The sequence below is a fragment of the Pseudomonas anatoliensis genome, from assembly GCF_017976235.1.
In the GTDB taxonomy this organism is placed as follows: domain Bacteria; phylum Pseudomonadota; class Gammaproteobacteria; order Pseudomonadales; family Pseudomonadaceae; genus Aquipseudomonas; species Aquipseudomonas anatoliensis.
Genome location: NZ_JACVHC010000002.1, coordinates 266,614 through 280,853, shown reverse-complemented (window position 1 = coordinate 280,853; position 14,240 = coordinate 266,614). Strand labels below are relative to the sequence as shown.

The 14,240-nt window shown below is 59.1% G+C and carries 15 protein-coding genes; 8 read left to right on the top strand and 7 right to left on the bottom strand.

Features of this window, described 5'->3' with window-relative positions; genetic code table 11:
* Window positions 1–53: 53 nt before the first annotated feature.
* Window positions 54–935 carry a LysR substrate-binding domain-containing protein gene (locus tag ICA16_RS06675; RefSeq protein WP_210700266.1) on the top strand — a complete coding sequence of 294 codons (882 nt, stop codon included), beginning with the start codon at window positions 54–56 and terminating at the stop codon, window positions 933–935.
* A 139-nt stretch (window positions 936–1,074) separates the two neighbouring features.
* On the opposite strand, the gene ICA16_RS06670 is transcribed toward ICA16_RS06675, so the two are convergent.
* Together ICA16_RS06670 and ICA16_RS06665 are read right to left on the bottom strand one after the other, a co-directional pair.
* Window positions 1,075–1,689 (bottom strand): NAD(P)-dependent oxidoreductase, encoded by a 615-nt coding sequence (locus ICA16_RS06670; RefSeq protein WP_210700265.1) that lies wholly within the window; start codon window positions 1,687–1,689, stop codon window positions 1,075–1,077.
* Between the two features lie 119 nt (window positions 1,690–1,808).
* Window positions 1,809–2,687 carry an MBL fold metallo-hydrolase gene (locus tag ICA16_RS06665; protein WP_210555045.1) on the bottom strand — a complete coding sequence of 293 codons (879 nt, stop codon included), beginning with the start codon at window positions 2,685–2,687 and terminating at the stop codon, window positions 1,809–1,811.
* Window positions 2,688–2,802: 115 nt separating this feature from the next.
* Between ICA16_RS06665 and ICA16_RS06660 the strand changes: the two genes are divergently transcribed.
* Together ICA16_RS06660 and ICA16_RS06655 are read left to right on the top strand one after the other, a co-directional pair.
* On the top strand, window positions 2,803–3,708 hold the full coding sequence (locus ICA16_RS06660) for a LysR family transcriptional regulator (protein WP_210555044.1): 906 nt from the start codon (window positions 2,803–2,805) through the stop codon (window positions 3,706–3,708).
* A gap of 134 nt (window positions 3,709–3,842) precedes the next feature.
* Window positions 3,843–4,019, top strand: a complete 177-nt coding sequence (locus tag ICA16_RS06655; protein WP_176091768.1) for a hypothetical protein — start codon at window positions 3,843–3,845, stop codon at window positions 4,017–4,019.
* A gap of 135 nt (window positions 4,020–4,154) precedes the next feature.
* On the opposite strand, the gene ICA16_RS06650 is transcribed toward ICA16_RS06655, so the two are convergent.
* Window positions 4,155–5,039: a helix-turn-helix domain-containing protein gene (locus tag ICA16_RS06650; RefSeq protein ID WP_042560695.1), complete on the bottom strand. Its 885-nt coding sequence runs from the start codon at window positions 5,037–5,039 to the stop codon at window positions 4,155–4,157.
* Between the two features lie 178 nt (window positions 5,040–5,217).
* Here ICA16_RS06650 and pobA point away from each other — a divergent pair, with 178 nt between their 5' ends.
* Both pobA and ICA16_RS06640 read left to right on the top strand, forming a co-directional pair.
* Window positions 5,218–6,411, top strand: a complete 1,194-nt coding sequence (gene pobA / locus ICA16_RS06645) for a 4-hydroxybenzoate 3-monooxygenase (protein ID WP_210700264.1) — start codon at window positions 5,218–5,220, stop codon at window positions 6,409–6,411.
* 79 nt (window positions 6,412–6,490) lie between these two features.
* On the top strand, window positions 6,491–8,008 hold the full coding sequence (locus ICA16_RS06640; protein WP_210700263.1) for an MDR family MFS transporter: 1,518 nt from the start codon (window positions 6,491–6,493) through the stop codon (window positions 8,006–8,008).
* A gap of 95 nt (window positions 8,009–8,103) precedes the next feature.
* Here the strand turns inward: ICA16_RS06640 and ICA16_RS06635 are convergent, their stop codons facing one another.
* The 4 genes from ICA16_RS06635 to ICA16_RS06620 all read right to left on the bottom strand — a co-directional run bounded on the left by ICA16_RS06635 (window position 8,104) and on the right by ICA16_RS06620 (window position 12,299).
* On the bottom strand, window positions 8,104–8,952 hold the full coding sequence (locus ICA16_RS06635) for a cache domain-containing protein (protein ID WP_210700262.1): 849 nt from the start codon (window positions 8,950–8,952) through the stop codon (window positions 8,104–8,106).
* A 377-nt stretch (window positions 8,953–9,329) separates the two neighbouring features.
* Window positions 9,330–10,184, bottom strand: coding sequence for an ATPase (locus ICA16_RS06630; protein ID WP_210700261.1), 855 nt, complete (start codon window positions 10,182–10,184; stop codon window positions 9,330–9,332).
* Between the two features lie 126 nt (window positions 10,185–10,310).
* A complete protein-coding gene (locus ICA16_RS06625) occupies window positions 10,311–11,303 on the bottom strand; it encodes an NAD-dependent epimerase/dehydratase family protein (protein ID WP_150601701.1) in 993 nt (330 codons plus the stop codon).
* Window positions 11,304–11,399: 96 nt separating this feature from the next.
* Window positions 11,400–12,299: a LysR family transcriptional regulator ArgP gene (locus ICA16_RS06620; RefSeq protein ID WP_150616204.1), complete on the bottom strand. Its 900-nt coding sequence runs from the start codon at window positions 12,297–12,299 to the stop codon at window positions 11,400–11,402.
* A 94-nt stretch (window positions 12,300–12,393) separates the two neighbouring features.
* On the opposite strand from ICA16_RS06620, the gene ICA16_RS06615 reads away from it, so the two are divergent.
* From ICA16_RS06615 to ICA16_RS06605, 3 genes are all read left to right on the top strand, one after another.
* On the top strand, window positions 12,394–12,795 hold the full coding sequence (locus ICA16_RS06615; RefSeq protein ID WP_150616205.1) for an ACT domain-containing protein: 402 nt from the start codon (window positions 12,394–12,396) through the stop codon (window positions 12,793–12,795).
* Between the two features lie 5 nt (window positions 12,796–12,800).
* Entirely contained in the window at window positions 12,801–13,403 is a 603-nt protein-coding gene (locus tag ICA16_RS06610; RefSeq protein WP_150601704.1) for a LysE/ArgO family amino acid transporter, read from the top strand.
* A gap of 176 nt (window positions 13,404–13,579) precedes the next feature.
* On the top strand, window positions 13,580–14,176 hold the full coding sequence (locus tag ICA16_RS06605) for a superoxide dismutase (protein ID WP_042560704.1): 597 nt from the start codon (window positions 13,580–13,582) through the stop codon (window positions 14,174–14,176).
* The last annotated feature ends 64 nt before the right edge of the window (window positions 14,177–14,240 follow it).

Genomic DNA, 14,240 nt, shown 5'->3' with positions numbered 1-14,240 from the left:
CAATCGATTAAAAGTCATACTAGCCATGTCCTCACGTCATAGCTTGGATCCACATGAAACGACTGCCGCCCCTGCCCGCCCTGCACACGTTCTGGATCACCGCCCAGTGCTGCAACTTCACCCGGGCTGCCGAGCAGTTGCACATCACGCAGGGCGCGGTCAGCCGACAGATCGCCGGGCTGGAAGAGCATCTGGGTTATCCGCTGTTTATTCGTCTGGCCCGAGGGTTGAAGCTGACAGCCGAAGGTCGGGAATGGATGTTGCGCGTGCAACAGATGTTCGGCCTGCTCGGTGAGGCGGTGGAGCAGATCGGCGTGCGCCGTCAGACCCTGCAACTCAAGGCGCCAAGTTGTGTGATGCGCTGGCTTTTGCCACGGTTGCTGCAATGGCAGAAGGAGCGCCCGGACGTGCCGGTGAAACTGACCGCGTCTTTGCAACATGGCGTCGACTTTCAACGTGAGCAGTTCGACGCGGCGGTGATTTATGGAACACCGCCAGACAACTCGCCGGGTGCGTTGCATCTGTTCGATGAACAACTGACACCGGTCTGTTCGCCACTGCTGCTCAAAGGCTCGCCGGTGCTGAAGACACCCGCCGATCTGCAGCAACATCTGCTGCTGCATCCGACGCACGATGTGCAGGACTGGTCGGTGTGGCTGAGCGCCGCCGCACTTCAATTGAACAATGTCAGCAGCGGTCAGCATTTCGAGACGCTGGATCAGGCCATGTCGATGGCGTCCCACGGGACGGGGGTGGCCATCGGTGATTGGTCACTGATCGGTGATGACTTGCACGCCGGGCGATTGGTGATGCCGTTTGAGCTGAAGGTGAAGACCGGGCTGGCTTACTACCTGGTGGTGCCGCAGGGCGGGGAAACTTCGCCGCAGCTTGAAGAGTTGATGCTGTGGCTGGTTGAGCAGGCCCACACCCGCTGAACACCCCGTCAAACCAGAAACCCTAATCCCCTGTAGGAGCTGCCGCAGGCTGCGATCTTTTGACTTTTGTTTTTTAAAGACAAGATCAAAAGATCGCAGCCTTCGGCAGCTCCTACACGGGATGTGTGTGTGTGTGGGTTCAGAAGCCGACCGTAAACCGCATACGCGAATGCTTCGGCGCTTCCACCTCGTCGATCAGCGCAATCGCGTAATCGGCAAAAGTGATCCAGCTCCGCCCTTCTTCACTCACCAGCAAATGATCCTGGCCGACGCGGAACTTGCCGCTGCGCTCACCTTCGACAAACTCCGCCGACGGTGACAGGAAGGTCCAGTCCAGATCCTTCTCCTGGCGCAACGCCTCAAGAAACGCAGCACCGGCACTGGCTTCGGTTTTGTACTCCGCCGGGAAACCTGCACTGTCGATCACCCGAGTATCGTCCGGCAGCAACAACGAGCCAGCACCGCCGACCACCAACAAGCGTTTCACACCCGCCTGCTTCACCGGCCCGACAATGGCGCTGGCCGGCACCGTGGCGAAATGCGCGGCGGTGATCACCACATCGTGTCCCGCCACGGCGTCTTGCAGTGCGGCTGAATCCAGCACATCGACATTCTTGCTGACCACACCTGCACGCGAACCGATCTTCGAAGTATCGCGGGCAATGGCAGTGACGCTATGACCGCGACGCAGGGCTTCTTCCAGCAGTTGGCTACCGGCACGACCGGTGGCACCAATGATTGCGATTTTGCTCATGACATTCTCCAGTTGGCTTGAGTGTTTCAGTAACGGCAAAAATCTACTGTTGTAAGGCAATCCCCTCGCCACAAATGCAGTCTTCAGTCCTCAGTTTTTGAGCGGTCAGTGTCAGCGGGTTACCACTGCATCTCACCTTTGGCGACTTTCGCGCTCAGTTCGAGCGAGCTTTCCTCGCCCAGCGTCGGGTAGCGCTTTTTCATGGCGGCGATCAATGCGGTGGAGTCCTTGGCTTTGGCGGTTTCTGCGTCGAACGCTTTGATGTAGTCGGCAGTGAATTTAACGCTGGCCAGCGAACGGCTGCTCTCACCCAGGTAATGTCCCGGCACCACGGTTTGCGGTTTCAGGGTTTCGATCGAGTGCAGTGTCGCCAGCCAATCGGCGTGGGATTGCGCGGTCTGGGTGTCGGCCATCCAGACGTGGATGTTTTCGGCGACGACCACGCCACCGACCACGGCCTTGAGCGACGGAATCCACACAAAGCTGCGATCCGGTTGTTTGCCGTCCAGCCCGATCACCTGCAACTTCTGCCCTTCGAGCATCAGGCTGTCGCCCTTGAGGACGCCCGGCACAATGGTTTTTGCAGGGACGTCGGCGCCCATTTTCGGGCCCCAGAACGCGAGTTTTCCTTCGACGGTTTTGTTGATGTGATCAACGGTCGGCTGCGAGGCCAGCACCTTGGCGTCAGGGAAGGCTTTGGTCAGGGTATCGAGGCCGAAGTAGTAATCCGGATCACCGTGGCTGATGTAAATAGTGGTCAGATGCTTGCCGCTGGCGCGGATCTTTTCCACCACTTGCTCGGCTTGGGATTTGCCGAACTGCGCGTCGACCAGAATCGCGTCTTTCGCGCCGCTGACCAGTACCGAGGTCACCGGAAAAATAGCGTTGGTGCCAGGGTTATAGACATCGAGGGTAAGGTTGGCAGCGGCTGCGTGGGCGGCGAAGCCGAGGGAGGCCGTGGCGAGTAAAACGCGTTTGATTGTGGTGAAGCCGATCATCTGTTGCTCCAGTATCCGAAATGCCGTGTCTGGCGATGGGACAGAGCTTAGTTGCCTGAGTCAGTACAAAAAATGCGATGCTTGAACATAGTTTGTTTCTGAAAGCGGGCAAATCATGGATCGTCTCCAAGCAATGCGAGTATTCGTCACGGTGGTGGATCTGGGCAGCCAGTCGGCCGCCGCCGATCATCTGGACCTGTCACGCCCGGTGGTTTCGCGTTATCTGGCAGAGCTGGAAGACTGGGTCGGTGCACGCCTGATGCACCGCACCACGCGCAAATTGAGCCTGACCGCTGCCGGCAGTGAAATCCTGCCGCGTTGCCGACAGATGATCGAACTGTCGAGCGACATGCAAGCCGCCGTCAGCGAGCCCGACGATGCGCCGCGCGGGTTGCTGCGGATCAGCGTCAGCACCTCGTTCGGCCAGGCGCAACTGGCCGATGCGATGGCGGCTTACGTCAAGCGCTATCCGGGCGTGAGCATTGACCTGCAGATGCTTGATCGCACGGTGAATCTGGTGGATGAGCGGATCGACCTGGCGATTCGCACCAGCAACGATCTGGACCCTAACCTGATTGCCCGGCGCCTGACGGTGTGCCGCTCGGTGGTCTGCGCGACCCCGGCGTATCTGCGCGAAAATCCCGCGCCACAGCGCGTCGAAGATCTCAGCCGGCACAACTGCCTGACCCACTCGTATTTCGGCAAGAGTCTGTGGCACTTCGAAGAGGATGGCGAGCAGGTGTCCGTGCCGGTGCAGGGCAACATCAGCGCCAACGAGGCCAGTACGTTGTTACGCGCGACCCTGGCCAGCGCCGGGGTGGCGATGCTGCCGACGTATCAGGCCGGGGGGCATATTCATGCGGGTGAATTGATTCGGCTGCTACCTGATGCCGAACCGCGACAGATGAACATCTACGCGGTCTACGCCTCACGCAAACACATGCCGACGGCGTTGCGCAGCCTGCTGGATTTTCTGGTGGTGAGGTTTCCCGAGAATCCTGAATGGGATGTGGGCCTGTAAACCCATTTCCCACCGGAGGTCCATCATTGTTCTGAATGTCGCGTTACATGTGCCATCACGTTAGCTGGCAAGTCCTTGGCGCTGACCTATGCTGAAAGTAATACCGCAGAGTATTCGTTCAGAGGTCGAACACCATGAACATCAAAACAAGAAGGTATTTCGCGATTTTCATCACCTGCGCCGCCACGCTCGCGCTGTATGGCACTGCGGCCTGGCGGGTCGAGCAACAGCGACAACTGCCCCGCGAATACGCGAGTTGCAACTTCGAGCGCTGCATTCCGCACAATGCCACGCTGAATGCGTTGCGCTGATCCAACTGACTGGAATGCGATCCTGTGGGAGCTGGCTTGCCAGCGATTGCGGACTCACATTCAACATTGATGTCGACTGAGCCACCGCCATCGCTGGCAAGCCAGCTCCCACAGGTTTTTGCAGCGTTTATGAGGCTATTGCTCGGCCTTCAACCGGTCGCGAAACGCCTTTGGCGATATCCCCACCCGACGCCTGAACAAACGCGTGAAGTTGGTCGGATCGGAAAACCCCAATAACTCCGACATTTCATAAATCGTCATGCTGGTGTAGGTCAGCAAGCGCTTGGCTTCCAGTAACTGACGCTCGTGCATGATCTGCAGCGCCGGTTGCCCCGCCAGCTCACGGCAGGTGCCGTTGAGGTGCGATACCGAAATGCCCAGTCGATGCGCAAGATCCTCAACCTTCACATGCTGGCGGTAAGTCTCTTCCACCAGTTGGATAAACCCATTGAGGTATTCGCGCTGGCGCTGTGGCCGCTGGCTGGCCTTATGGCGCACGATTGCCTGACGACTGACCCAGACCATGATCACGCTGACCAGCGCATGCATGAGCATTTCCCGCGCCGGTTGATGGCCGTTGTACTCAGCCTGCAACGCTGAAAACAGGCTGTTCAGATAATCGCCGTCGTTGCCCGCCGAGTAAGCATGCGCCTGCGCCAACGCGTGCACCGCGTCGCCCAGTTGAGCCTGCAAGTGATGGATCAGCGGCGTTGCGAGGGTAACGATGAACCCTTCAACGTCCTCGGAAAAGCGAAAGCCATGCACCGACAGCGGCGGCAGGACTTGAATCGCGGGTGTTTCGAGCTGGGTGCGCTGGCCTTCGATTTCAAGCTCTGCCTGACCTTTGAATACGAAGAGCAACTGACACAAATCGGCGTGGCGGTGGGGTTTGATTTCCCATTGATGTTCGCGACTGCGTGAGGAAATGGTTTCACAGTGCAGCAAGTCAGGGGTCGGCCAGTCCAGGCTTTCACCGTAGAGCTTGAACACCGGAATCGAAGGCAGCTCGGGCTTGTTCATCACTTCAATCCAGGCCTCTTGTATTGCGGGCGATAATCGCCCCGATTGGCAGAATGTACAGGTATCGGCTCAGTTTTCACCTTCAATTGACAGACCCGCAAGGGAAAAATGCAAGCACTCGATCCATAAAAATCATTCACCGGCGAATGTCGCGTGAAGCTTGCGAGTCATAAAAACAATGAAAACGCTAAAAACCCAAGTCGCCATCATCGGCGCCGGTCCGTCCGGACTGCTCCTCGGCCAACTGCTGCACAACGCTGGCATCGATACACTCATCATCGAACGTCAAACACCTGACTATGTGCTCGGGCGGATTCGCGCCGGTGTGCTTGAACAAGGCATGGTAGAGCTGTTGCGTGAGGCGGGCGTCGGTCAGCGAATGGATGCCGAAGGGTTGGTGCACGGGGGGTTCGATCTGGCTTTGAACGGGCGCCAGGTGCACATCGATCTGCACGCTTTGACCGGTGGCCAGAACGTGATGATCTATGGCCAGACCGAAGTCACCCGCGACCTGATGGCCGCTCGTCGGGAGGCGGGAGCGACGACGATTTACGCAGCGAGCGATGTCGTTCCTCACGGCATGAAAAGCGACGAAGCTTTTGTGACCTTCGAAAAGGACGGTGAAACCTGGCGTATCGATTGCGATTACATCGCCGGTTGCGACGGTTTCCACGGTGTCGCCCGCCAGTCGATTCCGGCTGATTGTCTGAAGGTGTTCGAGCGGGTGTATCCGTTCGGCTGGCTGGGGATTCTTGCCGATACCCCGCCAGTGCATGACGAACTGGTCTACGCCCGCCACGAACGTGGTTTTGCCCTGTGCAGCATGCGCTCGGCGACTCGCACCCGGTATTACCTGCAAGTGCCGGCAGACGAAAACGTCGACGACTGGTCCGATCAGCGCTTCTGGGATGAACTGAAACTTCGCTTGCCCGTGGAGCTTGCAGAGAAACTGGTCACCGGCCCGTCTATTGAAAAAAGCATCGCGCCGCTGCGCAGTTTTGTCGTCGAGCCGATGCAGTACGGACGGATGTTTCTGGTCGGCGACGCCGCGCACATCGTCCCGCCCACCGGTGCCAAGGGTTTGAATCTGGCGGCCAGCGACGTCAGCACACTGTTCAACATTCTGCTGAAGGTCTATCGCGACGGCCGCACGGAGCTGCTGGAGAAATACTCTGAGATCTGTCTGCGCCGGGTGTGGAAGGCCGAGCGTTTTTCCTGGTGGATGACCTCGATGCTGCATCGCTTCGACGATCACGATGCGTTCAGCCAACGCATCAGCGCCTCGGAACTGGACTACTTTGTCAGTTCAGAAGCCGGTCGAAAAACCATTGCAGAAAATTACGTCGGACTTCCTTATGAGGCTATCGAATAGCCTGCTACCGACTTACACTGGCGAGCATCCCCGCTCGCCTGATGATCTGCGGGACTTCCACTGCCCGCAGGTTTTGCCCGTGACCCATCTCAATCACCCCGAAACGCCCAAACCGGCCATTCGCAGCGTGCTGGTCGCGCTGATGATGGCGATTTTTCTGGGTGCGCTGGATCAGACCATCGTTGCCGTGTCGATGCCGGCCATCTCCGCACAGTTCAAGGACGTCAGCCTGCTGGCCTGGGTGATTTCCGGGTACATGGTGGCGATGACCGTGGCGGTGCCGATCTACGGCAAGCTCGGCGATTTGTACGGGCGACGCAAACTGATGCTGTTCGGCATGGGCCTGTTTACCTTGGCCTCGCTGTTCTGCGGCATGGCGCAAAGCATGGAGCAACTGGTGCTGGCGCGGATTCTTCAGGGGATTGGTGCGGGCGGAATGATCTCGGTCAGCCAGGCAATCATTGGCGACATCGTGCCGCCACGCGAACGCGGCCGCTATCAGGGTTACTTCAGCAGTATGTACGCCGTCGCAAGCGTGGCCGGCCCGGTGCTGGGCGGCTACATGACCGAATACCTGTCGTGGCGCTGGGTGTTTCTGATCAACCTGCCACTGGGCCTTGGCGCCTGGTGGGTGGCCAATCGCAATCTGCGCGGGCTGCCGATTCCGCAGCGCAAACCGATCATCGATTATCTCGGCACACTGCTGATGATCACTGGCCTGACGGCGTTGTTGCTCGGCATCACGCAGGTCGGTCAGGGCCATTCGTGGCGCAGCAGCGAAGTGCTGGGGTTGTTCGCTTGTGCGGTCGTGGTGCTGGCGATTTTCGTCTGGCACGAGCGTCGCGCACGGGAGCCGTTGTTGCCGATGCATCTGTTCGCCAACCGTAATGCGTTGCTGTGCTGGTGCACGATTTTCTTCACCAGTTTCCAGGCGATTTCGCTGATCGTGTTGATGCCGCTGCGCTTTCAAACCGTCACCGGTGCCGGCGCCGACAGCGCCGCGCTGCACCTGCTGCCGCTGGCCATGGGTCTGCCGATCGGGGCATTTTTTGCCGGCCGTCGCACGTCTATCACCGGTCGCTACAAACCACAGATTCTGACGGGTGCGATCCTGATGCCGATCTCGATTGTCGGCATGGCGTTCAGCCCGCCCGAGGCGACGCTGATGAGCGGTTTGTTCATGTTGCTCAGCGGTATTGCCGGCGGCATGCAGTTCCCGACTTCACTGGTCGGCACGCAGAACTCGGTGGAGCAACGCGACATTGGCGTCGCCACCAGCACCACCAACCTGTTCCGCTCGCTGGGCGGCGCGGTGGGTGTGGCGTTGATGTCGGCGCTGTTGCTGGCGTTGCTGCAGGATTCGAATTTCGCCCATTTGGCGAGCAGTTCGCTGATGGCCGAGGGACATTCCGGCAACGTACTGCTGGACGGTTTGAACGCAGCGCCGGGGGATGCGCAAAACGCTTTGCGCGCGGAGCTTGCGGTGACCTTCCGGCATTTGCTGTGGGTCAGTGCGACGGTGTCGCTGCTGGGGCTGGCGGCGGCGATTGCGATGCCGAACAACCTGCTGCGCGGACGTGAGCACGGCGCCCGCTAACAGCAAAGATCGCAGCCTGCGGCAGCTCCTACAGGGGGTTTCGGTAAACATTGCCCCCCTTGTAGGAGCTGCCGCAGGCTGCGATCTTTTGACTTTCAGGGGCTGTAATACCCAACCGCCACCAGAAAATGCCCGACCTTCTTCAGGTACGCATGCTTGTCTTCGACCTTGCCGGTCACCGGGTTCTTCCAGCGGTATTCGTATTCGCCGTCGTCCTGCTTGCCAATCAGCGCCAGAATCGGCTCGCCCACCGGTTTGCCTTCCGGGTCCTTGATCTTGCCGAAGTCGGTATTGATCAGGCGCAGATTGGTGCCGTGGGCGACGTAGCGCTGGTTATTCAGATCGACCACGAACACATACAGGTCATCCTGCAGATAACCGCCCTTGAGCGAATTGATCGCCGTGAGCGTGCCTTTTTCGTCTTTGCCAAGATCCGTGGCGGCTTTGTCGAGCAACGCCTTGGCTTGTTCTGCCGACGCCCGTGGCAAGTAGTAGCCGACCGCAAGGATGCGCTGGCCGATGCGCTGATAAAACACATGCTTGCGTTCGACCTTGCCGTCGGACCAGTTCTGCCAACGGTATTCGGCTTGCTGAATGCCGTTGCCTTCGGGCACCCGCAACGCTTCCTTGAAGGCTTTTTGCAGATCAGGGCCGAGCACTTCGCTGACATCGCGGCCGATGAGCGCCGATGACGGGCCGCCACTGGCGAGCATCACGCCTTTGGTGTCGACCACAAACACGTAGCGGTCCTTGTCGACAAACTCGCCCTGGCGACTGAATGCGGCGAACGCCTTGTCGCCGTTGTCGTGGTAATAGGCCAGTGCCTTTTCCAGCAGGGCAATAGCAGCCTTGCTGTCATCCTTCTCCGTGGTCGCGGCGCTGGCTTGCCCCAACCCCACTAACAGCATCACGCCGAGCCAGGCCACTTTATGCAAAAACCCCATGACGCATCCCTCGTTCTTGTTGGTGTTTCAAGAGCGTAGACGGGTTGGGGTGATGTATGGATATTCAGATTGTTTCTGAAAACTGCCGCAGCTTTGTGTGGTGGGTGGTTTTATTTGTGGGGAAGGGATTTAGCTGTGAAAAGAGATTTATCTGTGTACAGATTATCTGTGGCGAGGGGATTTATCCCCGATGGGTTGCGAAGCAGCCCCCAAGCCATTCAGTGCGGTGGGTCAGCAAAAATGAGGGGGGTGGATTGGGCTGCTGCGCAGCCCATCGGGGATAAATCCCCTCGACACAGATAAATCCGCTCACCACAGATAAATCCCCTCTCCACAGATACCCCTCGCCACAGGGTTCATCGACACATCATCCGATCTCAGGGCCGCGCATTGATCTGCTGCTGCAAGTTCTGGATCTGCGCCGACAGCGTGTTGAGGTTGCGGGTCATCTGGCCACGGAACGCATCGAACTCGGCCGTGTTGCCGCCACCCTGTGGCGTGGCCGGGCGGTTGTCCTGCATGCTTTTGAGGACGACGATTTCCTGCGCCAGACGATCAATCTCGGCGCTCGGGTTACCCTGCTTTTTCAGTGCCGCTATATCAGCGCCAAGGCTCTTGAACTGCGCATCGAAAGCCTTGAGCTGAGCGTCGACCTTACTGGTGTCGGCCGGAGTGCTTTTAATGGTTGCCAGCTCTGCGCTCAGGGCTTTTACCTGCGCTTGCAACTGTGTATTCGCGGTCTGCTGCTCGGTGGTCTGGGCACTCATCTGCGCCAGACGCTTGTCCAGATCACTGGCCTGCCCCGCCACACCTTGCTGCTGTTTGCTTTGATCGAGCAGCTTGCCTTCCAGCTGTTTGATCTGCAGCTTCAAGGCTTCGCTGTCAGTGCTGACGTTGGTCTGGCTGGCGACGACCTTTCCGGAAATATCCTGCAAGCGCCCCGCCGCTTCCTCGCTGATCCGCGCGAAACTTTCCTGGGTGGCCACCAGTTGCTGCTCCATCAGCGAGATCTGCTGAAAACTCCACCAGGCCAGGCCGATGAACGCGAAGAACAGTGCGCCAACCAACGCCCACAGCGGCCCGGTGCTGGCAGCCTTGACCTTGACCACCGGCGGTGTACGCGAGTGCACGGTGGTGCGGGCAGTGGTCGGAATGTCATCGTCGTCGAAGGTGTCGGCACGCAGGCTCGGTACATCATCGAAATCGTCGTGGGCATCATTACGCATGGACATTGAGGCAACCTTTGTGAATCGCGGTGATGGCTAAATGCTGCGAAGTATAACCGCCGCAGCCGCAGGGATTGACCCTCAACCTGCGGTGCGGTTCATTGCCGGCCGGCCGATTGGTATCAACAGGTTTCAGCGAATGTCCTGGGCTTTCCACCAACCGCAGAACTCGTCGAGGGCCGTCCACAGGCTGACTTTCGGATCGTAGTCCAGATAATGCTGTGCACGGCTGATGTCGAGGGTGAAATTTTTCTTCATGACCTGCATGCCCAAACGCGACAGCGTCGGCTCCGGACGTCCCGGCCAGAGTTTGCAGGCACCTTCATTCAGCGCCGCGACACTGTAAGCCAGCCCGTAGGATCGGTACTTGGTGACCTGTGGGACGTCCATTTTGCGCATCACGTAATTGACCACATCCCACAAGGGCACTGGGGCGCCGTTGCTGATGTTGTAGGCCTTGCCCAACGCAGAACCGGCTGCCAGCAGACTGCTGAGCAACGCCTCGTTGAGGTTGTGCACGCTGGTGAAATCGACCTTGTTCAGGCCGTTGCCGATGATCGCCAGACGGCCCTTGCGCTGCATGTTCAGCAGGCGCGGAAAAATGCTCATGTCGCCGGCGCCCGTCACGAAGCGCGGGCGCAGGGCGATGGTTTCCAGGCCAAATTCCTGTGCGCCAAAGACCTTTTGCTCGGCCAGGTACTTGGTCGCGGCATAGTGATGTTTGAAGCGTTTTGGCACCTGCTCTTCAGTCAGACCCAGATGATCGCGACCATCGAAATAAATCGACGGCGACGACAAATGCACGAGACGCCGCACCCGTTGTTTCAAACAGGCTTCGACAACATTTTCGGTGACCTGCACATTGCCCTGATGGAAGTCCTGATAACGGCCCCACAAGCCAACCGCACCCGCGCAATGCACCACGGCCTCGACGTCGGCGCAGAGATCGCGCACCAGTTGCGGATCGGTCAGATCACCGGGGACGAACTCGGCGCCACGGCGCACCAGATGCTCGACGCTCTCGGCGCGGCGGCCGTTGACCCGCACGTCCAGGCCCTGCTCCAGGGCGAAACGCGCAAAGCGCCCGCCAATGAAGCCGCTTGCGCCGGTGACCAGAATTTTCATGTAGAGCTCCAACAAAACCAGCTGCGAGCTTCAAGCTTCGAGCTGCAAGATAAAAACAGTGCGCAAGCGCTTCACTTGCCGCTTGCAGCTTGACGCTTACAGCTGCTTCAAGGGCACCAGCCATTGCGCTGAAGAACGCACCAATTGCTCGGTCAACAAGCCCAGCAGTTGACCGCCATTGCGCCAATGATGCCAGTACAACGGCACATCGATCGGTTTATCTGGCAGCAGTTCGCGCAACACGCCGCGTTGCAATTGCTCATGCACTTGCAGTTCCGGCACCAGGCCCCAGCCCAGACCGGCCTCGGCCAGACGGATAAAACCTTCGGATGATGGACACAAATGGTGTTCGAAACCGCCATCCACGCCCAGCGATGCCAGATAGCGATGCTGGAGGAAATCGTCCGGGCCAAACACCAGCGCCGGCGTGCGCGGCAGTTGTTCGGCGCGCACGCCATCGGGGAAATGTCGCTCGATAAATGCCGGGCTGGCCATTGCGCGATAGCGCATGGCGCCGAGCAAAACGCTGCGCGCACCCGCTACCGGTCGTTCGCTGGCGCATAGGCAGGCGGCCACTTCACCGGCACGCATGCGTTTGAGGCCGACAGTCTGGTCTTCGACGATCAGATCGAGCAACAAATGTTGTTCGGCGCAGAAATCCCCCACCGCTGGCGCCCACCACGTGGCGAGGCTGTCGGCGTTAAGGGCAATACGCAGGCGTTCCGGCAGCCCTTCTTCATCCAATGCAGGCACGAGGCTCTGCAAGTCGCGCTCAAGCAAGCGCACCTGCTGCACATGGTTGAGCAGACGCCGGCCAATTTCGGTCGGCGATGGCGGCGTACCGCGCACCAGCACCGGTTGGCCGACCCGCGCTTCGAGCAGTTTGATCCGCTGCGAGATCGCCGATTGGGACAAACCCAACACCTGCGCTGCACGCTCGAATCCGGCCTGCTCGACCACGGCGGCCAGAGCGGAAAGCAATTTATAGTCGAACATCAGTTTTCCTAATGAGCGATCAGCATTATTGGTTTTTCTTATACAGCTTTCAGTCGGAGAATAGCCAGCAAGCACTCTTATCAGGACTTCACTCATGGCTGGCGAAACTTCACTCACGACCTTGCTGCGCAGCATGAGTCCGCAACTCAATGCCGGCGAATACGTGTTCTGCACCCTGCGCAACGGCAACTTACCAAGCGGTCTGGAGGTCATTGGCAGCTTCCGCGAACAGGAAGGGCTGACCGTGATTCTCGAACGTGCCCACGCCGAGCAGGCCGGTTTGAGCTTCGACTATGTTGCCGCGTGGATCACTCTCAACGTGCATTCGGCGCTGGAAGCGGTCGGCCTCACCGCCGCGTTCGCCACCGCACTGGGCAAGGCCGGAATCAGCTGCAACGTGATCGCCGGCTACTACCACGACCATCTATTTGTCGGCCAGGCCGACGCCGAGCGCGCCATGCAAGTGCTGCGCGATCTCGCAGCCAACGCGGAGTAATTGTTATGTGGCAGAGCTATGTGAACGGCTTGCTGGTGGCGTTGGGACTGATCATGGCCATCGGCACGCAAAACGCTTTCGTCCTCGCGCAGAGCCTGCGCCGCGAGCATCACCTGCCGGTGGCAGCGCTGTGCGTGGTGTGCGATGCGCTGCTGGTCGCTGCCGGGGTTTTCGGTCTGGCGACGATTCTGGCGCAGAGTCCGACGCTGCTGGCGATCGCCCGTTGGGGCGGCGCGACCTTCCTGATCTGGTACGGCAGCCAGGCACTGCGCCGGGCATTCTCGAAACAAAGTCTGGATCAGGGCGGGAACCAGACCGTGCGTTCGCTGCGGGCGGTGATGCTCAGTGCGCTGGCGGTGACGTTGCTCAACCCGCACGTTTATCTGGATACGGTGTTGCTGATCGGCTCACTTGGTGCTCAGCAATCAGTGCCGGGCGCTTACGTGGTGGGCGCGGCGAGTGCGTCACTGCTGTGGTTTTTCACTTTGGCGCTGGGTGCTGCGTGGCTGGCGCCTTGGCTGGCTCGGCCAAGCACATGGCGGATTCTCGATCTGGTCGTGGCGTTGATGATGTTCGCCGTGGCGGGTCAATTAATTATCGCTGGCTGATTTATTCCAAAAGGCTCTGGAACCTCTATTCCACACAGTTGTTGCGTGGTTAAGCCGCAACCCCGGTGCTATGATCCGAACCCTGCGCCGCAAAGAGTAAAAACTCGTCGGTGCATTTCTGGCCGCCCGTGATCGGCCTTGCGCTCACCGCAACAGACCTGATTAGGAGAATCATCATGGCTTTCGAATTGCCGCCGCTGCCTTACGCACACGATGCCCTGCAGCCGCACATTTCCAAGGAAACCCTGGAATTTCACCACGACAAGCACCACAACACCTACGTCGTGAACCTGAACAACCTGGTGCCAGGCACCGAGTTCGAAGGCAAGACCCTGGAAGAGATCGTCAAGACTTCCTCGGGCGGCATCTTCAACAACGCCGCTCAGGTCTGGAACCACACTTTCTACTGGAACTGCCTGGCGCCAAACGCTGGCGGTCAACCAACCGGCGCGCTGGCTGAAGCCATCAACGCTGCTTTCGGTTCGTTCGACAAGTTCAAGGAAGAGTTCAGCAAAACCTCCATCGGCACCTTCGGTTCCGGCTGGGGCTGGCTGGTGAAAAAGGCTGACGGTTCCCTGGCCCTGGCCAGCACCATCGGCGCCGGCAACCCGCTGACCAGCGGCGACACCCCGCTGCTGACCTGCGACGTCTGGGAACACGCTTACTACATCGACTACCGCAACGTTCGTCCGAAGTATGTCGAAGCGTTCTGGAACCTGGTCAACTGGAAGTTTGTTGCCGAGCAGTTCGAAGGCAAAACCTTTACTGCTTAAGCTGCGCGCCAGATAAAAAACCCGGCCATGGCCGGGTTTTTTTATGCCTTTGATTTATGTAGGA